A 19,828-nucleotide genomic window follows, 5' to 3' on the forward strand; every position below is an offset into this window, starting at 1 on the left:
TGGCGCCGGCTGCGGCGGTGGCGTGCCGCTCAAGCCGGAAAAGATGCTGGCCCAATGGTAAATCGCGGAATAGTAATGCATAATCGCTTGTCGCAAGTCTTATGTCTTATATAAGACATAAGAATAAAGCGCCTTGCCGCTTTGATTTTCGACAATGTTGGAAAACCCCGAGCCGCGACGGCCTCGTTGCCGCGTCGGCGTGGGCTAGAATAGGCGACCAGGCCGCTCGCGGGCGTCCGGCATTGCGCGCAGCGAGGAGCACCCAGTTTCCGCAGTCTCCCCATCAGCTTTCAGCACAGCCTTCACTGGAGTCGATCATGCCGTATCAGCACATCAAGGTTCCGACCGGTGGTGACAAGATCACTGTCAACGCAGATTTCTCGCTCAACGTTTCCGACCAGCCGATCATTCCGTATATCGAAGGCGATGGAACGGGCCTCGACATCACGCCGGTGATGTTGAAAGTGGTGGATGCCGCAGTAGAAAAAGCGTACGCGGGCAAGAAGAAAATCCACTGGATGGAAATCTACGCCGGCGAGAAATCGACCAAGGTGTACGGCCCGGACGTGTGGCTGCCGGAAGAGACGCTGCAGGTGCTGAAGGAATACGTTGTCTCGATCAAGGGTCCGCTCACCACGCCGGTTGGCGGCGGCATCCGTTCGCTGAACGTTGCGCTACGTCAGGAACTCGATCTGTATGTTTGCCTGCGTCCGGTGCAGTACTTCAAGGGTGTGCCTTCGCCGGTGCGTGAGCCTGAAAAGATCGACATGGTGATCTTCCGCGAGAACTCGGAAGACATTTATGCCGGCATCGAATGGCCTGCCGGCTCGGAAGACGCGAAGAAGGTCATCAAGTTCCTGCGCGAGGAAATGGGCGTGAAGAAGATCCGCTTCCCCGAAACCTCGGGGATCGGTGTCAAGCCCGTGTCGCGCGAAGGCACGGAGCGTCTGGTGCGCAAGGCGATCCAGTATGCGATCGACAACGAGCGCCGCTCGGTCACGCTTGTGCACAAGGGCAACATCATGAAGTTCACGGAAGGCGCATTCCGCGACTACGGCTATGCGCTGGCGCAAAAGGAATTCGCGGCGGAGCTGATCGACGGCGGTCCGTGGATGAAGATCAAGAACCCGAAAACGGGTGGCGACATCGTGGTGAAAGACGTGATTGCCGACGCGTTCCTTCAGCAAATCCTGCTGCGCCCGGCCGAATACGATGTGATCGCCACGCTGAATCTGAACGGCGACTATGTTTCGGACGCGCTCGCCGCGCAAGTCGGCGGTATCGGAATTGCACCGGGTGCAAATATGTCGGATTCGGTCGCCATGTTCGAAGCCACGCACGGCACGGCGCCGAAATACGCCGGCAAAGACTATGTGAATCCGGGTTCGGAAATTCTCTCGGCCGAGATGATGCTGCGTCACCTGGGCTGGACCGAAGCGGCGGATCTGATCATCAAATCGATGGAAAAGTCGATTCTGCAAAAACGGGTCACGTATGACTTCGCGCGCCTGATGGAAGGTGCGACGCAAGTGTCCTGTTCGGGCTTCGGCCAGGTGTTGATCGAAAACATGTAAGCGATTCGCGCCGGTTTGCCCGGCTTGAATTCAAAACCCCGGCGCCGTGAGGCGGCCGGGGTTTTTTGTATGTTCGTTATCAGGTGGAGATCGAAAGCGTTCGGAAAGGAAGTTCGGTGTCCAATATTTGAGACATTCAATCAACCCGCGTCTCGAACCGGAACAACGATTCGCATTCAAAATGCGCCTCAAACTGGAAAGCGCCGCCCCAAAAAGAAACCCGGCACGGAGCCGGGTTTCAAAGGACGGGTAACGAACAGTTTCAGGCAGGTGCCTGGATGTTCGATGCCTGTTTGCCTTTCGGGCCTTGCACGACCTCGAAGGTTACTTTTTGACCTTCCTTGAGGGTCTTGAACCCATTCATCTGGATGGCCGAGAAGTGTGCAAACAGATCCTCACCACCTTCGTCAGGCGTGATGAATCCGAAACCTTTTGCGTCATTGAACCATTTGACCGTACCAGTTGCCATTCCAACTTCCCCTGTAACTCATGTCACTACCACGAGCCCTCGAAAAGCTCGACGGCCGCATGATGCAGCCGCTCCCTCCTCACAAGCTCACCAACGGCATTTTTTCGAAATTATGGCGCAGTGAAAAAAGTGCCAGCTTGATTGTTGAGGCTCTTTATTCGAGTGTCAAGAAAATTTTGAGACGTCGTTGTCGTGTTGCAAACAGGCGTTTCCAGGGTTTTTCCCGCTTTTATTTTCTTATGTGCGGTTGCCCAAGCGTGGTGTCTTGAAAAGTCGCATAATCGACTCACATGCTGTTCTGCGGGTGGCAGAACCTACCGATGCGGCGGGGCGAGCGGCTTCAGCCAGTACCGGCAGGTTGTGCGATACTCGATCCGACTGCGGCGCAGCACGACTGCGACGCTTCACAGGATAGGGGCCGGCTCCGCAATCGGCTCGTCGAATGACGCAACGCCGTGGGGGTAATTACCCATAGGCGGTAGCGAACGGGCTCACCGGCCGGTCGGCCGGGTTTTGACAGGATTGCGGGCCTGTCCTAGTTGTTTAGAATGGGTGTATGGCGATTATCCCGGACAAGCAGGACAGCACCGTACTGGAGCGGCAGGAGAAAAAGCTCAAGCCGCCATCCATGTACAAGGTGGTGCTGCTGAATGACGACTTCACGCCAATGGAATTTGTCGTGATGATCGTGCAGGAGTATTTCAATAAAGATCGTGAAACCGCAACGCAGGTCATGTTGAAGGTGCATCGCGAGGGCAGGGGAGTTTGTGGGGTCTATACGCGGGACATCGCGTCGACCAAAGTCGAGCAAGTCGTTACCCACGCACGGCAGGCCGGGCATCCGCTGCAGTGTGTGATGGAGGAAGCATGATTGCCCAGGAACTGGAAGTCAGCCTGCACATGGCGTTCATGGAAGCACGCCAGGCGCGGCACGAGTTCATAACGGTCGAACACCTGTTATTGGCTCTGTTGGATAACCCAACGGCGGCCGAGGTGTTGCGTGCATGCGCGGCCAATATCGAGGATCTGCGCCAGAACCTGCGCAACTTCATTCATGACAACACGCCGACCGTGCCCGGCACGGACGACGTCGACACGCAGCCCACGCTGGGTTTCCAGCGTGTGATCCAGCGTGCCATCATGCATGTTCAGTCCACCTCGAATGGCAAGAAGGAAGTGACCGGCGCGAACGTGCTGGTGGCGATCTTCGGCGAGAAGGATTCGCATGCGGTGTACTACCTGCAGCAGCAGGGCGTGACGCGGCTGGATGTGGTGAATTTCATCTCGCATGGCATTGCGAAGACCAGCAGCACGGACGCCGCGAAAGCGAGCGACGCGAATGCCGAGTCCGACGAAGCCGCCGCGCAGAAGGAAACCCCGCTCGCCCAGTTCACGCAGAACCTGAACCAGATGGCGAAAGACGGTCGCATCGATCCGCTGATCGGGCGCGAGTCGGAAGTCGAGCGCGTCGTGCAGGTGTTGTGCCGCCGTCGCAAGAATAATCCGCTGCTGGTCGGTGAGGCCGGTGTGGGTAAGACCGCGATTGCCGAAGGTCTCGCGTGGCGCATTACGCGCGGCGAAGTGCCGGACATTCTGGCGGATGCGCAGGTGTATTCGCTTGATATGGGCGCGCTGCTCGCCGGCACCAAGTATCGCGGCGACTTCGAACAGCGCCTGAAGACGGTCCTGAAGGAACTGAAGGAACGTCCGCACGCCATTCTGTTCATCGACGAAATTCATACGCTGATCGGCGCGGGCGCCGCGTCGGGCGGTACGCTCGATGCGTCGAATCTGTTGAAGCCGGCGTTGTCGTCGGGCACGCTCAAGTGTATCGGCGCGACCACCTTCACGGAATATCGCGGCATCTTCGAAAAAGACGCGGCCCTGTCGCGTCGTTTCCAGAAAGTCGACGTGACGGAGCCCAGCGTCGAGCAGACGGTGGCGATCCTGCGCGGTCTGAAGTCGCGTTTCGAGGAGCATCATGGCGTGAAGTACTCGTCGGGTGCGCTGTCGGCGGCGGCTGAGTTGTCGGCGCGCTTCATCACGGATCGTCATTTGCCGGACAAGGCGATCGACGTGATCGACGAAGCCGGCGCGGCGCAACGCATCCTGCCGAAGTCGAAGCAGAAGAAGACGATCGGCAAGAACGAGATCGAAGAAATCATCTCGAAGATTGCTCGCGTGCCGCCGCAAAGCGTGTCGCAAGACGATCGCAGCAAGCTGCAAACGCTCGATCGCGATCTGAAGAGCGTGGTTTTCGGGCAAGACCCGGCCATCGACGCGCTGTCGGCCGCGATCAAGATGGCGCGTGCGGGTCTCGGCAAGCTGGACAAGCCGATCGGCGCGTTCCTGTTCTCCGGCCCCACGGGCGTCGGCAAGACGGAAGTGGCGAAGCAACTGGCGTTCACGCTGGGGATCGAGTTGATCCGCTTCGACATGTCGGAATATATGGAGCGTCATGCGGTGAGCCGGTTGATCGGCGCGCCGCCGGGCTATGTCGGTTTCGATCAGGGCGGTCTGCTGACCGAAGCGGTGACGAAGAAGCCGCATTGCGTGCTGCTGCTCGACGAAATCGAGAAGGCGCATCCGGACATCTACAACGTGCTGCTGCAGGTGATGGACCATGGCACGCTGACGGACAACAACGGCCGCAAGGCGGATTTCCGCAACGTCATCATTATCATGACGACGAACGCGGGCGCCGAGGCCATGGGCAAGTCGGTGATCGGCTTCACGAATCGTCGGGAAACCGGCGACGAAATGGTCGACATCAAGCGCATGTTCACGCCGGAGTTCCGTAACCGTCTGGACGCCACGATCAGCTTCCGTGCGCTCGATGAGGAAATCATCATGCGTGTGGTCGACAAGTTCCTGATGCAACTGGAAGATCAGTTGCACGAGAAGAAGGTCGATGCGCTCTTTACCGACGCGCTGCGCAAGCATCTCGCCAAGCACGGTTTCGATCCGTTGATGGGCGCGCGGCCGATGCAGCGTCTGATCCAGGACACGATCCGTCGTGCACTGGCCGACGAACTGCTGTTCGGCAAGCTGATGAGCGGTGGCCGTGTGTCGGTCGACGTCGATGCGGAAGACAAGGTGCAGTTGACCTTCGACGAACATCCGGCGCCGCGCAATCCGAATCCGGAAGCAGTCGAAGTCGAGTAAGTTTCAGGCGTTACAGAGGCAGGCAAAAAAACGGCGCGGGTTCGATCCCACGCCGTTTTTTTATGTCTGTTCGAAGGGGCTTCGACTAGTGCTTGCCCGTGCTGCCGAACCCGCCCGCACCACGCTCGCTGCTTTCGAAATCGTCGACGATATTGAACTCGGCCTGGACCACCGGCACGATCACGAGTTGCGCGAGGCGCTCCATCGGATTCAGCACGAACGTGGTCTCGCCGCGGTTCCACGTCGAGATCATCAGTTGACCCTGGTAATCCGAATCGATCAGGCCGACCAGATTGCCCAGTACGATCCCATGCTTATGGCCAAGACCCGAACGCGGCAGAATCAACGCTGCGTAGCCCGGATCGCCGACGTGAATCGCCAGACCTGTGGGCACCAGCGCGGTTTCGCCCGGCTTCAGCGTCAACGGTTCGTCGAGACAGGCACGCAGGTCGAGGCCCGCGCTGCCGGTGGTGGCGTACGCCGGGAGTTGATCGCGCATGCGCGCATCGAGAATCTTCAGGTCGAGTTTCATGCAGGTTCGAAGGTTAGGGAGTGGAGGCCGGGCGTCCAAGCTGGAACGCGTCGGCGAGAAGTTCATAGGAGCGCAGCCGGGCGCGATAGCTGCCGGCTACGGTGAGCACGATCAATTCGTCGGCTTGGAACTGCGCCTGCAAGTCGTGCAGCCGCTCCGTGACGGTTTCAGGCGTGCCGATGATACTGCGCGGTTTCTCACGGTCGATGACGAGACGCTCGCGTTCGCCGTATTCCTGAGCGAGGCCTTGTTCGACGGTGGGAATCGGTGCGTTCAGACCGTATGCCATTTGCACGCGGCGCAGGTCGACGGCCTTTTCCAGATCGGCCGCTTCCTGCTCGGTGTCCGCGCAGATCACGAATACGGCGGCGGCCAGATACGGCTGCTGCGCCTCCAGGCTGGGTTTGAAACGATCGCGATAGGCATGCGCCACCTGGTGTCCGAAATGCGCGTTGATGAAATGCGCGAACGCAAAGCGGATCCCGAGTTGTGCCGCCAGCAAGCCGCCGAATTCACTCGAACCGAGCATCCACAGTTGCGGGCGCGTGGCGATCTGCGGTTGCAGCAACACGCCGTGCGCGAGGTGATCCTCGGGCAAGCTGCCATGCATCAGGCCGCCCAGATCGGCAACCTGCTGCGGGAAAATGTCGCCACGATTGTAGGCGCCGGCCGCGACCGCCTGAGCGGTGCGCATGTCGCCACCGGGCGCGCGTCCCACGCCCAGATCGATGCGATTGGGAAACAGCGCCTCGAGCATCATGAATTGCTCGGCGACCTTGAACGGGCTGTAGTACGGCAGCATCACGCCGCCGGAGCCCATGCGTATGCGTTTGGTGACGCTGCCGAGGCGCGCCAGCATCACCTCGGGGCATGGGTTCGACACGCCGCGCAAGCCGTGATGTTCGGCGCACCAGTAGCGCGTGTAGCCGAGATCGTCAGCCAGTTGCGCGAGTTCGACGGTGGCGGCGATGGCGTCCGCCACTGAGTGCCCGTCGATCACGGGCGTTTGATCGAGCACGGAAAGTAGCGTCATGTCAGTACTGCTCCAGATACAGATAACTTGCTGCGCAGAAGTTGCTCGCGGTGAAGCCGGCGTGCGCCGCCCGCGAGCGGCCTTAGCGGATCAGACTTGTGTCGGGCAGACGCCTCGCAATTTCCACGATCAAGGCTCGCGCGAGCGTCTGCTTGTCGGCGCGCGGCAGCTTGGTTGAACCCCCTGCTTCGAACAGGATGACCTCGTTGTCGTCGAGACCGAACGTCAGCGGGCCGAGGTTGCCGATCAGCAGCGGTACGTTCTTGCGCACGCGCTTTTCTTCGCCATGCACTTCGAGATCGCCGCTTTCCGCAGCAAAGCCGACGGCGAAAGGCGGATGCGGCAGCTTGGCCACCGACGCCAGAATGTCCGGATTCTCGACGAATGTGAAGGTGGGCAGTGCGCGATCGGCGGTCTTCTTGATCTTCTGTTCGCTGGCGTGATCGACGCGCCAGTCGGCCACCGCGGCCACGCCGATAAAGATGTCGGCGTCTGCCACTGAGCGCATCACCGCGTCGTGCATTTGCTGCGCGGTTTGCACGTCTTCGCGGAACACGCCCCACGGTGTTTCCAGCGCGACGGGGCCGGCGATCAGATGCACCTCGGCGCCCGCTTGCTGCGCGGCGCGCGCCAGTGCAAAGCCCATTTTGCCGCTCGAACGATTGGTGATGCCGCGCACCGGATCGAGCGGCTCGAAGGTCGGGCCGGCGGTCAGCAACACGCGACGGCCGGACAGGATCTTGGGCGAGAAGAACGACGCGATTGCTTCGAACGTGGCGGCTGCTTCCAGCATGCGCCCGTCGCCGATTTCGCCGCACGCTTGCGGACCCGAATCGGGGCCGAGCACTTCGATGCCGTCCGCGCGCAGTTGCGCAACGTTGCGTTGGGTCGCCGGGTTTTGCCACATCTGCCGGTTCATCGCCGGCACGACCAGCAGCGGACAATCGCGCGCGACACAGAGCGTCGAGAGCAGATCGTCGGCCATGCCGTGCGCCAGTTTGGCGAGGAAGTCAGTCGAGGCGGGCGCGATGACGATCGCGTCGGCTTCACGCGACAGATCGATGTGCGCCATATTGTTCGGCACGCGCCCGTCCCACTGACTTGTGTAGACGGGCCGGCCGGACAGCGCCTGCATCGTGACGGGGGTAATGAATTGGGTAGCCGCTTCGGTCATGACGACCTGGACCGTCGCGCCGGCCTTGGTCAACAGACGCGTGAGTTCGGCGATCTTGTAGCAGGCAATGCCGCCCGTCATGCCGAGGACGAGGTGTTTTCCTGCGAGTTCTGCGGTTGCCAACGAAAGCCTCCGACAAAGCGTGGTGGCGGGCAGCGGTGCGGGTGCCGCACCGTTGGCCGCCTACGAATCGGCGCGTAAGCGCTCATCTGAGCGCAAACCGAAGCCTCGGACGCAAGCGCCACATGAGCGTGGCTCAAGCCCCCAAGGCGGCGCTGATACGCGCCGTTTAGCGCGAGCCGCGTACGCGCCGCAACTCGTCGAGCACGAGCAGGATCGCGCCGATCGTGATCGCGCTGTCGGCGAGATTGAACGCCGGCCAGTGCCATGCGCGCACGTGGAAATCGAGAAAGTCGATCACGTGGCCGTACGCGAGCCGGTCGATCACATTGCCGAGCGCACCGCCGAGAATCAGCGAGAGCGCCGTGCAGAACATTTTCTGTCCGCCATGACGCTTGAGCAGATAGCAGATCACGAGCGCCGCAACCACGCCGAGCGCGGTGAAAGCCCAGCGCTGCCAGCCGCCCGCCATCGCGAGGAAGCTGAAGGCGGCGCCACGGTTGTACACGAGGATCAGGTTGAAAAACGGCGTGACCTCATGCGGAACACCGTAGGCGAACACCTTCTGGATCGCGATCTTGGTGAGCTGATCGAACAGAATCACGATCAGCGCCACGCCAAGCCAAGGCGCCAGCGAGCTGTTTCCGGACGACGCTTTCGACACGGTTCTTGCCATTATGCCGCGCTCCTCGTTTCGCCGTTGCCGAACAGATTGCTGAAGCAGCGGCCGCACAAGGTGGGGTGCTCGGCGTTGGCGCCGACGTCCGCGCGATAGTGCCAGCAGCGCTCGCACTTCAGATACTTCGAGGCGATCACTTCGACGCTTTCGTCCGCTTCGCTGTCGACCTTCACGACGTTCGCCGCCGACGTGATCAGCACAAACTTGAGGTCGTCGCCGAGGCTCGTGAGCGCGTCATAACGCGCGCCGCTCGCCCGAATTTCGACTTCCGCCTGCAGCGACGAGCCGATCAGGTTCGCAACGCGTGCTTCTTCCAACGCCTTGGTCACGTCGCTGCGCGCGGCGCGCAGCAGCGTCCACTTGTCAAGCAGTTCACCGGCTTGCGGCACGGCCGGGAACGCGTGATACGTCTCGGTGAAGATCGTTTCGCTGTTCGGCTGGAACACCTTCCACGCTTCTTCGGCGGTGAACGACATGAACGGCGCCATCAGACGCAGCAGGCCGTGCGCGATGTGATACAGCGCGGTCTGCGCCGAGCGGCGCGCGACGGAGTCTGCCGCCGTGGTGTACAGACGGTCTTTCAGCACGTCGAGATAGAAGCCGCCCAGGTCTTCCGAGCAGAACGTCTGCAGCTTGGCGACCACCGGGTGGAACTCGTACTTGTCGTAGTGCGAGAGGATGTCGTTCTGCAGATTCGCCGACAGCGCCACCGCGTAACGATCGATCTCGAGCCAGTCTTCGACCGGCCGGGCGTGTTGCGCGAAGTCGAAGTCCGAGAGGTTCGCGAGCAGGAAGCGCAGCGTGTTGCGGATGCGGCGATAGCTTTCCGTCACGCGCTTCAGGATTTCCTCGGAGATCGCCAGTTCGCCCGAGTAATCGGTCGAGGCAATCCACAGACGGATGATTTCCGCGCCGAGGCGGTTTGCCACCTCATGCGGGTCGATCCCGTTGCCGAGCGACTTGCTCATCTTGCGGCCTTCGCCGTCGACGGTGAAGCCGTGCGTGAGCAGCGCGTTGTACGGCGGACGCCCGTCGAGCATCGACGCGGTCAGCAGCGACGAATGGAACCAGCCGCGATGCTGGTCCGAGCCTTCCAGATACAGGTCGGCCGGGAATTGCAGTTCGTCCTTATGCGAGCCGCGCAGCACGTGCCAATGCGTGGTGCCCGAATCGAACCAGACGTCGAGCGTGTCGCGGTTCTTTTCGTACATGTTGGCGTCGTCGCCGAGCAGTTCGCGCGGGTCTAGCGTTTGCCACGCTTCAATGCCGGCCTTCTCGACGCGTTGCGCGACTTCTTCAAGCAGCTCCAGCGTACGCGGATGCAGTTCGCCGGTTTCCTTGTGCACGAAGAACGCCATCGGCACGCCCCATTGGCGCTGACGCGACAGCGTCCAGTCCGGGCGATTCGCGATCATGCTGAACAGGCGCTGTTTGCCCCACGCCGGATAGAAGGCGGTGTTCTCGATGCCTTCGAGTGCGGTTTCGCGCAGCGTCTTGTCGGAGTCGTTCGGCTTCACATCCATGCCGGCGAACCATTGCGAGGTTGCGCGGTAGATGATCGGCGTCTTGTGGCGCCAGCAATGCATGTAGCTGTGCCGGTAGTTCTCGGTGCGCATCAGCGAGCCGGCGGCCCGCAGGGCTTCGACGATCTGCGGATTGGCCGCCCAGATCGACAGGCCGCCGAACAGCGCGAGCGATTCGATGTAACGGCCGTCGCCCATCACCGGGTTGATGATGTCGGAATCGGCCATGCCGTGCGCCTTGCACGACACGAAGTCTTCCACGCCGTAGGCCGGCGACGAGTGGACGACGCCCGTACCCGATTCAGTCGTCACGTAGTCGCCGAGATAAACCGGCGCCGTGCGCTTGTAGGCCGGATGCGCGGCCGCGAGCGGATGATTGAAGCGCAGATTGACGAGCTTCGCGCCCGGCGCGGTTGCGATGACCGTGCCTTCCAGTTCGTACTGTTTCAGGCACGCTTCCGCACGCTCTTCGGCGAGGATCAGCAAGCCGCGCGGCGTATCGACCAGCGCGTAGACGATTTCCGGATGCAGGTTCAGCGCCTGGTTGGCGGGGATGGTCCACGGCGTGGTGGTCCAGATCACGATGCCGCCTTCGTTGCGCGGCAGTGCTTTGAGGCCGAAGGCCTGCGCGGTCTTTTCCGGTTCGGCGAAGCTGAACAGCACGTCGATGGTCGGATCGGTCTTGTCCGCGTATTCGACTTCCGCTTCGGCCAGCGCCGAGCCGCAGTCGAAACACCAGTTGACCGGCTTCAGGCCGCGGAACACGTAGCCCTTTTCCATGATCTTCGCGAGCGCGCGGATTTCGCCGGCTTCGTTCGTGAAGTTCATCGTCTTGTACGGGTTGTCCCAGTCACCGAGCACGCCGAGACGGCGGAAGCCGACCTTCTGCTTTTCGATCTGCTCGGTCGCGTAGGCGCGCGCCTTCTGCATCACTTCAGCGGCCGGCAGCGACTTGCCGAACTGCTTTTCGATCTGGATTTCGATCGGCATGCCGTGGCAATCCCAGCCCGGCACGTAGACCGCGTCGAAGCCCGCCATATTGCGCGCCTTGACGATCATATCCTTGAGAATCTTGTTCACCGCGTGGCCGAGGTGGATGTCGCCGTTCGCATACGGCGGCCCGTCGTGCAGGATGAACTTCTTGCGGCCCTTGGAAGCGGCGCGGATCTTCTCGTAGACCTTGCGTTCCTGCCACTCCTTGACCCATTGCGGCTCGCGCTTGGGCAGGTCGCCACGCATCGGGAAGGGCGTGTCGAGCAGGTTGACCGGGTAGCGTGACTGCGGTTTCGAATCGGCTTTCTTGTTGCTCATGATGAGGTCGCGGTGAATTCTTTCTAAGCGCAGCGAGGCTGCGGTATGCGCACGAAGCGCAGGGCGTGGGGCGCGCCCGGCAGGCATGTCGCGTAATCCACGGACGCCCTTCGATGCGCGCAGCGGTGGGTACATGCAGCACTCAGCGCGCTTGCATGTACCGCGGCGGCTATCTAATTCGGTCGGTGGCCGAGGTGGCGAAACCAGTGGAACGGCTGCCCGGCGTGCCGGCGCCGACGGCCGCGAACCACGCGCGCGCATTGGCGACATCGCGCGCGATGGCGGCGGTCAGCGTTTCGAGGTCGACGTATTTCTCCTCGTCGCGCAGCTTTTTCAGGAATTCGACGCGCACGAGTTTGCCATACGCGTCGCCGTGCCAGTCGAGCAGATGCACTTCGAGCAGCACGCGGCCGGAATCGTCGACGGTCGGGCGCAAGCCGAGGCTCGCGACGCCGGGCAACGGCTCATCAGCCACGCCATGCACGCGCACCACGAAAATACCGGACAGCGCCGGACGCTTGTGGGCGATCGCCAGATTGAGCGTGGGGAAACCAAGGTCGCGGCCAAGCTTCATGCCGTGCACGACGTGCCCGCTGATCAGGTAATCGCGGCCTAGCGCGGCACGCGCGGCGTCGAGATCGCCCGCCACCAGTGCCGCGCGCACGCCCGAGCTGGAAATGCGCGCGCCGGACGGATCGGCCACCGTGGCCATCTGCTCGACTTCGAAGCCGTGCTGTTGGCCAGCGGCCTTGAGCGACGCGAAATCGCCCGCGCGTTTGGCGCCATAGCGGAAGTCGTCGCCGATCATGACCCAGCGGGCATGCAGCCCGTTGACGATGATCCGCTCGACAAACGCATCCGGCGACTGGCTCGCGAAGGTGTGATTGAAATGCTCGACCACCACCCGGTCGACACCGTTGGTGCGCAGCGCCTCGAGCTTGTCGCGCAACATGGCGATGCGGGGCGGCGCACCGGCCGGGTTGAAGAATTCGCGCGGGTGCGGCTCGAAGGTCATCACGCAGACGGGCAGGCCGCGTGCATCGGCTGCGGCCCGGACGTGGGCGAGCAAAGCCTGATGGCCGCGGTGGACACCGTCGAAGTTGCCGATGGTCAGTGCGCAGGGCGCACGGCTTTCAGCATTGGGAAGACCGCGGAAGACTCTCACGATAGCGGGTTTGAGGTAGGGCGGCCGAGGTGCCGCAAAACAAACGATTATAAACGCTCAGCGCACGAGACGGCGGCGCGTCGCCGTTTCAGTGTCCCCCGAATGATAAAATCCGCGGATGAAAAAACTCGTCATCCTGATTTCTGGACGGGGAAGCAACATGGAAGCGATCGTTCGCGCCTGCGCGGACGAGGGCTGGCCGGCGCAAGTCGCCGCCGTGATTGCCAACCGTCCTGACGCCGCGGGCCTTGCGTTCGCGGCGTCGCACGGCATTGCCACGGCGGTGGTCGATCACCGCCAGTTTCCCGATCGCGAGAGCTTCGACGCCGCGCTGGCGCGTCAAATCGACAGCTTCGCGCCCGACCTGGTGGTGCTCGCCGGCTTTATGCGAGTGCTCACGCCCGGGTTCGTCGACCGCTACGCCGGACGCATGCTGAACGTGCATCCGTCGCTGCTGCCGAGCTTTCCCGGCCTGAAAACCCATCAACAGGCGCTGGACGCCGGCGTGCGGCTGCACGGCGCGTCGGTGCATTTTGTCACGTCGCAGCTGGATCACGGGCCGATCGTCGCGCAGGCGGCAGTCCCCGTTGAGGCTGGCGACACCCCCGCCATGCTCGCGGAACGCGTGCTGGCAACCGAACACATTATCTATCCACGCGCGGTGCGCTGGTTCGTCGAAGGGCGTCTTGCCCTCGACGGCTTGCGTGTCACGCTTACGCCGCCGGAGCCGCAATGGCTCTTTGCCGGTCACACCGCCGGAGAGGGCGCATGAGATTGCATGGTTTTTTGATTGGACAAACCGAGACTTTGCTGGCTGAAGTCCTGAAACTGAACGGCCCGGCCGACGCCACGACGAGCCGCTTTTTCCGCGCGCATCCGAAGCTCGGGCACGGCGAGCGCGGCGTGATTGCCGAGGCGGTTTTCGCCGTGCTGCGTCGCCGGATGGAGTTCGCTCACCTGGCCGAAGGCGGCGCCGGCAGCCCGGCGCGCCGCATGGCCTTGCTGGGATTGATGCAGACGGCCGGCCGCACGGCCCTCAAGCCGTTCTTGTCGGAGACCGAATCGCACTGGCTCGAACACGTCGCGAAGATCGACCCGGAAAGCCTGCCGCTGCGGATTCGCCTGAATCTGCCCGACTGGATCTACCAGGCGCTCTCCAAGCGTTTCGAACCCGCGGAACTGGCGCAACTGGCCGCCGCGCTGAACTACCCGGCGCCGCTGGACCTGCGCGCGAACCCGATCAAGGCAAGCCGCGACGACGTGCTGAACGCGCTGTCGAAGGCCGGCATCGAGGGGGGCGCGACGCCGTTCGCGCCGTTTGGCGTGCGGGTGGTCGGCAAGCCGCCGCTCACCAAGCTCGACGCGTTCCAGCACGGCTGGGTTGAGGTTCAGGACGAAGGCAGCCAGTTGCTGTGCTCGCTGGTCGCGCCCAAGCGTGGCGAGATGATCGTCGACTTCTGCGCGGGCGCAGGCGGCAAGACGCTGGCGCTGGGCGCGGCTATGCGCTCTACCGGGCGTCTGTACGCCTTCGACATTTCCGAGCGGCGTTTGGCCAAACTCAAACCGCGTCTTGCGCGCAGCGGGTTGTCGAACGTTAACCCGGTGCTGATCGACAGTGAGCACGACAGCAAGATCAAGCGTCTGGCCGGCAAGATCGACCGCGTGCTGGTCGACGCGCCGTGCAGCGGCCTGGGCACATTGCGCCGCAATCCTGACCTGAAATGGCGGCAGTCGCCGGAATCGGTCGCTGAACTGGCGCCGAAACAACTGTCGATTCTGACCAGCGCCTCACGTCTGGTGAAGAAGGGCGGCCGTCTCGTCTACGCGACCTGCTCGATTCTCGAAGCGGAAAACGAAGCCATCGTGCGGCAGTTCCTCGCTGAGCACCCGGACTTCGCGCTGGTGCCGGCGCGCGATGTGCTCGCCGAGCAGCGTATCGAGCTGGAAATGGGCGATTACCTGTCGCTGTGGCCGCACCGTCACGCAACCGACGGCTTCTTCGCCGCCGTGCTGGAACGTCAGAGCTAAGCCAACCGCAGCAAGCTATCTGCCGGTGTGGCCGGGTTCTTTTCCTGAACCCGGCCGCACCGGCGATTTCGGCGACATCATGCTAAACCGCATTTTTCCTCACATGTTTGGCGACCTCGCGCGCGACTTTGGGCAACCGGTCATGCTGTGGCAGGTCGGCGTGCTGCTTGGCACGCTCGCCGTCGCATGGCTGCTCGCGCGCTTCTTGCGCCGTGCGCTCGATCTGCGGCGCCAGACGCGCTACCAGACCTTGCGATTCGGCGCGGAAAGCCTGAACCGTGCATTCTTTCCGCTGATCGGTGCAGCGCTCGTCTGGCTCGCGCAGGCGATCACCGGCCAGTTCATGCACACCGCGCTGCTCGATCTGGCGCTGGTGCCGCTGTTCGGTATCGGCCTGATTTACATCGTATTTTTCTTCGCGCGGCGCGTTTTCAGCCAGGACGGCGCGAATCATCCGTGGCTGTTCCTGGTCGAGAAGATCGTCTCGCTGGTGGTTTGGGTCGGCATGATCCTCACCGTGATGGGCATTCAGGACGACGTGATCGCCTGGATGGGCAGCGTGCGCTTCAGGGTTGCGAATGCGCACATGACGCTGCTCTCGCTCACTACGGGCCTCCTGTGGGTGTGCGTGACGATGATCGTCGCGATGTGGCTCGGCGCCACGTTCGAAGATCGCCTGATGCGCTCAAAGACGCTCGACGCCAACCTCAAGGTGGTAGTGGCGCGCGTCGGCCGCGCGGCGTTCGTGCTGGCGGCAATCCTGATCAGCCTGTCGCTGGTCGGTATCGACATCACCGTGCTAGGGGTATTCGGCGGCGCGCTCGGTGTGGGGCTTGGGTTCGGGCTGCAGAAGATCGCCAGCAATTACGTCTCGGGTTTCATCATCCTGATCGACCGCTCGCTGCGCATCGGCGACACGATTAACGTCAGCGGCCTGCAGGGCATGGTCACGCAGATCCGCACGCGCTATACGGTGGTGCGCGGTCTCGACGGCATCGAAACGCTGATTCCGAACGAAAAGCTGATTACGGACGTGGTGCAGAACCAGTCCTCCTATTTGACGCGCGGTTACGCCAAGGTAGCCGTGCAGGTGGCCTATACCTGCGACGTCGAGCAGGCGATGACGTTGCTCGCCCAAGCGGCGCAGGGCGTTGCGCGCGTATTGCAGGAACCGGCGCCTACGCCTTACCTGGTGGGCTTCGGTGCTGACGGCATCAATCTCGAATTGGGTTTCTGGATCGAAGATGCGGCGACCGGCACTTCAGGCGTGCGCTCGGCCGTCAATCGCAATATCTGGCGTCTGTTCTCCGAGCACGACATCTCGATTCCCTTCGCGCAACGCGAAGTGCGAATCGTCGGCAACGTCAGCGACGCCATGCCGCAAGTGGTAAAAATGACCGCTGCAGCGGCTAATCATCCCGACAGCGCCCGTTGACGGGCGTTTCGAACCCGTCGGACGGTGAAAAAACCACCTTCCGGCGCGTTCAATCCGTTGATACCGCACAAAAAATCCCTATTTGTTACAAACACTTGGAACGCTTCAAGTAGAATGTCGTCCAATCCCGTTGTATGCTTTCACTTTCTTGACACACGTATTTTGCGTGCGTCTGGCGTCTCTTGTTCCACAGGTAAATTGCCTTGTTGAATTCCTTGCTCGATTTCCTTGCCCACGGGCTGTTGCACTTCTCGTGGTGGCAACTTGTGCTGTACACGCTAATCGCGACGCACATCACGATCATTGGCGTAACGGTCTATCTGCATCGCTGCCAGGCGCACCGCGCATTGGAGCTGCATCCGATCGTCAGTCATTTTTTCCGCTTCTGGCTGTGGATGACCACTGGCATGCTGACCGGCCAGTGGGCCGCGATTCACCGTAAGCACCACGCCAAGTGCGAGACCGAAGAGGATCCGCACAGCCCGCAAACGCGTGGCATCTGGAAGGTGCTGCTCGAAGGCGCAGAGCTGTATCGCACCGAAGCCAAGAACGAAGAAACCATGCGCAAATTCAGTCACGGCACGCCGAACGACTGGATGGAGCGCAACGTCTACACCAAGTATCCGATTCTCGGCGTGAGCCTGATGATGGTGCTGAACGTCGCGCTGTTCGGCGTCGTCGGTTTGACCATCTGGGCTGTGCAGATGGTATGGATTCCGTTCTGGGCGGCCGGTGTGGTGAACGGTCTTGCGCACTGGTGGGGTTACCGCAACTTCAACTCGTCGGATGCCAGCACCAACATCTTCCCGTGGGGCATCATCATCGGCGGTGAAGAGCTGCATAACAATCACCATACGTATGCCACGTCGGCCAAGCTGTCGAACAAGTGGTACGAGTTCGATATCGGCTGGATGTACATCCGCATCATGTCGGCGTTCCGTCTGGCCAAGGTGAAGAAGATTGCGCCTACGCCGCGTCTGACCACCGGCAAGCTGGTGCTCGATCAGGACACGCTGCAAGCCGTGCTGGCAAACCGCTATGAAGTGATGGCGCGTTACGGCAAGGCACTCAAGCGTGCCTATCGCCAGGAATTGGCGCATCTGAAGGAAGTGGGCGCGCGCGAGAAATATCAGGTCATGCGCGGCGCGCGTAGCTGGTTCCACAAGGAAGAGGCGGGTCTCGACGAGCCGCAGAAGCGTCAGTTGCCGCAGATTTTCGCTAATAGCCAGAAGCTCAAGACCTACATCGACATGCGCAATGAACTCGCGGCAATGTGGGAACGTTCCAATGCGTCGCGAGATCAACTGCTGATTCAGTTGCAAGACTGGTGTCACCGCGCTGAGCAGAGCGGTATCAAAGCGCTGCAGGAATTCGCAATGCGCCTGCGTCGCTATGCTTGATCGCATGCCTGACCGCGAAATCCATTAAAATTTCGTTACGTCACAAAACCCCGCGTTGGCGGGGTTTTGCTTTTTGGGCCGCGGTAATTTCAACGACACGCGATTGAAAGGCCGCGGCGGCAGCGCGAGGGCAGAGGAGATCATGGATCAGCAGGCGATCAGGGCCGTCGAATACGATCGGCCACAGGCGCAGGGCATGACCTGCGGGATCGGGCAGGCGTGGGCGAAGGTGCCCGATACGCCGTCGGCGGAGCAAAGGGTGGCGCTGAAGGAGCGCATCCGCGGGTTGCTTAAGCGCGAAAAGGCCGTGCTCGTCGCCCATTACTATGTCGACGCGGAACTGCAGGAACTCGCCGACGAGACCGGCGGCTGCGTAGCCGATTCGCTGGAAATGGCCCGTTTCGGCCGCGATCATGACGCGCAAACGCTGGTGGTGGCGGGCGTGCGCTTCATGGGTGAGACCGCGAAAATCCTGAGTCCGGACAAGCGCATTCTGATGCCCGATCTCGACGCGACCTGTTCCCTCGACCTGGGCTGTCCAGTCGATGAATTCTCGGCCTTCTGTGACGCTCACCCGGATCGCACAGTGGTCGTGTACGCGAACACCAGCGCGGCGGTCAAGGCTCGTGCGGACTGGATGGTGACGTCGTCGATCGGGCTGGAGATCGTTGCCGATCTGCACGCACGCGGCGAGAAGATCATCTGGGCGCCGGATCGGCATCTTGGCGGCTATATCCAAAGTAAGACCGGCGCGGACATGCTGTTGTGGCAGGGCTCGTGTCTCGTGCACGACGAATTCAAGGGCATCGAACTCGATCTGTTGCGCGCCGAATATCCGGGCGCGAAAGTGCTGGTGCACCCGGAGTCGCCGGCTAACGTGGTCGCGCAGGCGGACGTGGTGGGTTCGACAACCCAGTTGATCGACGCCGCCCAGAAACTCGACGCAACGCATTTCATCGTGGCGACCGATCTCGGCATTCTGCACAAGATGCAGCTAGCCGCACCTGGCAAGACCTTGATTGCCGCGCCCACGGCCGGCAACAGCGCGACCTGCAAGAGTTGCGCGCATTGCCCGTGGATGGCGATGAACGGCCTGGCCAATCTGGCCGACGTGCTCGAGCGCGGCCACAACGAGATCTTCGTCGACCGGGTCATTGGCGAGCGTGCGCGCTTGCCAATCGACCGGATGCTCGACTTCGCGGCGCGTCACAAGAAGCGCGTGCAGGCCAGCGGCGATCTCTCGCGCGACGGGCAACTGTATTCGAACGTGGGAGCGGCGTAATGGGGGCGGTGGAACACAATCAGATCGAGGCGGTGTCGCCGCTGTTCGCGGAGATCCAGGCCCAGTACGGCGCCGTATTCGATGCTGCGTTGGCACGCAATGTCGCTGATGCGCTGGCCGAGGATGTTGGCGCTGGTGACCAGACCGGCCGCCTCGTCCCCGCGGACGACATGCGTGATGCACGCATCATTGTGCGCGAAGATGCCGTGCTATGTGGTGTGCCGTGGTTCAACGCGGTGATGCGTCAGGTCGATCCGCGCATCGACTTGCGGTGGCGTTATCGCGAGGGCGATCGGATGACGGCGGATACGCCGGTGTGCGAACTACATGGTCCTGTCCGTGCGCTACTGACCGGCGAACGCAATGCGCTGAATTTCCTGCAATTGCTGTCGGGCGTGGCGAGCGCGACGCGCCGCTATGTCGACGCCATTGCTCACACCCAGACGCGTGTTCTCGATACACGTAAGACTTTGCCGGGCTTGCGGCTCGCGCAGAAGTACGCTGTGCGCGTGGGCGGCGGTGCGAACCAGCGGCTGGCGTTGTACGACGGCATTCTGATCAAGGAAAACCACATCGCCGCAGCGGGCGGCGTTGGTGCCGCGATGGATGCGGCGCTGGCGCTGAACGCCGGCGTGTCGATCCAGATCGAAGTCGAAACGCTGGCGCAATTGGAAATCGCGTTGGCGCACCGCGCGCAATCCATTCTGCTGGACAACTTTTCGTTCGACGCAATGCGTGACGCCGTGCGCATCACCGCAGGCCGGGCGGTGCTCGAGGTGTCTGGCGGGGTGAACTTCGACACAGTGCGGACCATCGCTGAAACTGGCGTTGATCGCGTGTCGATTGGTGCGCTGACCAAAGATGTCCGCGCTACGGATTACTCGATGCGGATTGTCTGAGCCGCGCGCTTGAACGTTCGCGATTCGTGAAAAGGCCAT

16 protein-coding genes are annotated in these 19,828 nt (G+C 61.9%); 9 read left to right on the forward strand and 7 right to left on the reverse strand.

Annotated elements, in window-relative coordinates:
* Positions 1–317 precede the first annotated feature (317 nt).
* Entirely contained in the window at positions 318–1,574 is a 1,257-nt protein-coding gene (gene icd, locus HWX91_RS16565) for an NADP-dependent isocitrate dehydrogenase (RefSeq protein ID WP_028197903.1), read from the forward strand.
* Between the two features lie 262 nt (positions 1,575–1,836).
* On the opposite strand, the gene HWX91_RS16570 is transcribed toward icd, so the two are convergent.
* Complete coding sequence (locus HWX91_RS16570; protein WP_007180614.1) at positions 1,837–2,043, reverse strand: cold-shock protein; 207 nt, start codon at positions 2,041–2,043, stop codon at positions 1,837–1,839.
* A gap of 556 nt (positions 2,044–2,599) precedes the next feature.
* Between HWX91_RS16570 and clpS the strand changes: the two genes are divergently transcribed.
* Together clpS and clpA are read left to right on the forward strand one after the other, a co-directional pair.
* A complete protein-coding gene (gene clpS, locus HWX91_RS16575) occupies positions 2,600–2,914 on the forward strand; it encodes an ATP-dependent Clp protease adapter ClpS (protein WP_028197902.1) in 315 nt (104 codons plus the stop codon).
* Positions 2,911–5,208 (forward strand): ATP-dependent Clp protease ATP-binding subunit ClpA, encoded by a 2,298-nt coding sequence (clpA, locus tag HWX91_RS16580; protein WP_020069123.1) that lies wholly within the window; start codon positions 2,911–2,913, stop codon positions 5,206–5,208. Before clpS ends, clpA begins: the two co-directional genes overlap by 4 nt.
* Before the next feature lie 85 nt (positions 5,209–5,293).
* On the opposite strand, the gene dut is transcribed toward clpA, so the two are convergent.
* The 6 genes from dut to HWX91_RS16610 form a co-directional block, all read right to left on the reverse strand.
* Positions 5,294–5,740, reverse strand: a complete 447-nt coding sequence (gene dut / locus HWX91_RS16585) for a dUTP diphosphatase (RefSeq protein WP_028197901.1) — start codon at positions 5,738–5,740, stop codon at positions 5,294–5,296.
* Between the two features lie 13 nt (positions 5,741–5,753).
* The gene (locus HWX91_RS16590; protein WP_028197900.1) at positions 5,754–6,773 is read right to left on the reverse strand and encodes an LLM class flavin-dependent oxidoreductase; all 1,020 of its coding nucleotides are present in this window, start codon (positions 6,771–6,773) and stop codon (positions 5,754–5,756) included.
* Positions 6,774–6,855: 82 nt separating this feature from the next.
* Positions 6,856–8,070 carry a bifunctional phosphopantothenoylcysteine decarboxylase/phosphopantothenate--cysteine ligase CoaBC gene (gene coaBC, locus HWX91_RS16595; protein WP_028197899.1) on the reverse strand — a complete coding sequence of 405 codons (1,215 nt, stop codon included), beginning with the start codon at positions 8,068–8,070 and terminating at the stop codon, positions 6,856–6,858.
* 166 nt (positions 8,071–8,236) lie between these two features.
* On the reverse strand, positions 8,237–8,743 hold the full coding sequence (lspA, locus tag HWX91_RS16600; RefSeq protein ID WP_028197898.1) for a signal peptidase II: 507 nt from the start codon (positions 8,741–8,743) through the stop codon (positions 8,237–8,239).
* Positions 8,743–11,580 (reverse strand): isoleucine--tRNA ligase, encoded by a 2,838-nt coding sequence (ileS, locus tag HWX91_RS16605; RefSeq protein WP_028197897.1) that lies wholly within the window; start codon positions 11,578–11,580, stop codon positions 8,743–8,745. Before ileS ends, lspA begins: the two co-directional genes overlap by 1 nt.
* A gap of 169 nt (positions 11,581–11,749) precedes the next feature.
* Positions 11,750–12,745, reverse strand: coding sequence for a bifunctional riboflavin kinase/FAD synthetase (locus HWX91_RS16610; protein ID WP_028197896.1), 996 nt, complete (start codon positions 12,743–12,745; stop codon positions 11,750–11,752).
* Positions 12,746–12,863: 118 nt separating this feature from the next.
* Between HWX91_RS16610 and purN the strand changes: the two genes are divergently transcribed.
* From purN to nadC, 6 genes are all read left to right on the forward strand, one after another.
* Positions 12,864–13,517 (forward strand): phosphoribosylglycinamide formyltransferase, encoded by a 654-nt coding sequence (purN, locus tag HWX91_RS16615; protein WP_028197895.1) that lies wholly within the window; start codon positions 12,864–12,866, stop codon positions 13,515–13,517.
* Positions 13,514–14,773, forward strand: a complete 1,260-nt coding sequence (locus tag HWX91_RS16620) for an RsmB/NOP family class I SAM-dependent RNA methyltransferase (RefSeq protein ID WP_028197894.1) — start codon at positions 13,514–13,516, stop codon at positions 14,771–14,773. Before purN ends, HWX91_RS16620 begins: the two co-directional genes overlap by 4 nt.
* A gap of 79 nt (positions 14,774–14,852) precedes the next feature.
* Positions 14,853–16,208 (forward strand): mechanosensitive ion channel family protein, encoded by a 1,356-nt coding sequence (locus HWX91_RS16625; RefSeq protein WP_028197893.1) that lies wholly within the window; start codon positions 14,853–14,855, stop codon positions 16,206–16,208.
* Between the two features lie 203 nt (positions 16,209–16,411).
* Positions 16,412–17,608: a DesA family fatty acid desaturase gene (locus HWX91_RS16630; protein ID WP_028197892.1), complete on the forward strand. Its 1,197-nt coding sequence runs from the start codon at positions 16,412–16,414 to the stop codon at positions 17,606–17,608.
* Between the two features lie 142 nt (positions 17,609–17,750).
* Complete coding sequence (nadA, locus tag HWX91_RS16635) at positions 17,751–18,890, forward strand: quinolinate synthase NadA (RefSeq protein ID WP_028197891.1); 1,140 nt, start codon at positions 17,751–17,753, stop codon at positions 18,888–18,890.
* Complete coding sequence (gene nadC, locus HWX91_RS16640) at positions 18,890–19,789, forward strand: carboxylating nicotinate-nucleotide diphosphorylase (protein WP_028197890.1); 900 nt, start codon at positions 18,890–18,892, stop codon at positions 19,787–19,789. Before nadA ends, nadC begins: the two co-directional genes overlap by 1 nt.
* Positions 19,790–19,828: the final 39 nt, after the last annotated feature.

Source organism: Paraburkholderia fungorum (genome assembly GCF_902833645.1).
In the GTDB taxonomy this organism is placed as follows: Bacteria; Pseudomonadota; Gammaproteobacteria; order Burkholderiales; family Burkholderiaceae; genus Paraburkholderia; species Paraburkholderia fungorum.

Excerpts from the sequence above, each read along its gene's own strand:
- icd (WP_028197903.1), top strand. The coding sequence starts at position 318 with ATGCCGTATCAGCACATCAAGGTTCCGACCGGTGGTGACAAGATCACT.
- HWX91_RS16570 (WP_007180614.1), bottom strand. The coding sequence starts at position 2,043 with ATGGCAACTGGTACGGTCAAATGGTTCAATGACGCAAAAGGTTTCGGA.
- clpS (WP_028197902.1), top strand. The coding sequence starts at position 2,600 with ATGGCGATTATCCCGGACAAGCAGGACAGCACCGTACTGGAGCGGCAG.
- clpA (WP_020069123.1), top strand. The coding sequence starts at position 2,911 with ATGATTGCCCAGGAACTGGAAGTCAGCCTGCACATGGCGTTCATGGAA.
- dut (WP_028197901.1), bottom strand. The coding sequence starts at position 5,740 with ATGAAACTCGACCTGAAGATTCTCGATGCGCGCATGCGCGATCAACTC.
- HWX91_RS16590 (WP_028197900.1), bottom strand. The coding sequence starts at position 6,773 with ATGACGCTACTTTCCGTGCTCGATCAAACGCCCGTGATCGACGGGCAC.
- lspA (WP_028197898.1), bottom strand. The coding sequence starts at position 8,743 with ATGGCAAGAACCGTGTCGAAAGCGTCGTCCGGAAACAGCTCGCTGGCG.
- ileS (WP_028197897.1), bottom strand. The coding sequence starts at position 11,580 with ATGAGCAACAAGAAAGCCGATTCGAAACCGCAGTCACGCTACCCGGTC.
- purN (WP_028197895.1), top strand. The coding sequence starts at position 12,864 with ATGAAAAAACTCGTCATCCTGATTTCTGGACGGGGAAGCAACATGGAA.
- HWX91_RS16620 (WP_028197894.1), top strand. The coding sequence starts at position 13,514 with ATGAGATTGCATGGTTTTTTGATTGGACAAACCGAGACTTTGCTGGCT.
- HWX91_RS16625 (WP_028197893.1), top strand. The coding sequence starts at position 14,853 with ATGCTAAACCGCATTTTTCCTCACATGTTTGGCGACCTCGCGCGCGAC.
- nadA (WP_028197891.1), top strand. The coding sequence starts at position 17,751 with ATGGATCAGCAGGCGATCAGGGCCGTCGAATACGATCGGCCACAGGCG.
- nadC (WP_028197890.1), top strand. The coding sequence starts at position 18,890 with ATGGGGGCGGTGGAACACAATCAGATCGAGGCGGTGTCGCCGCTGTTC.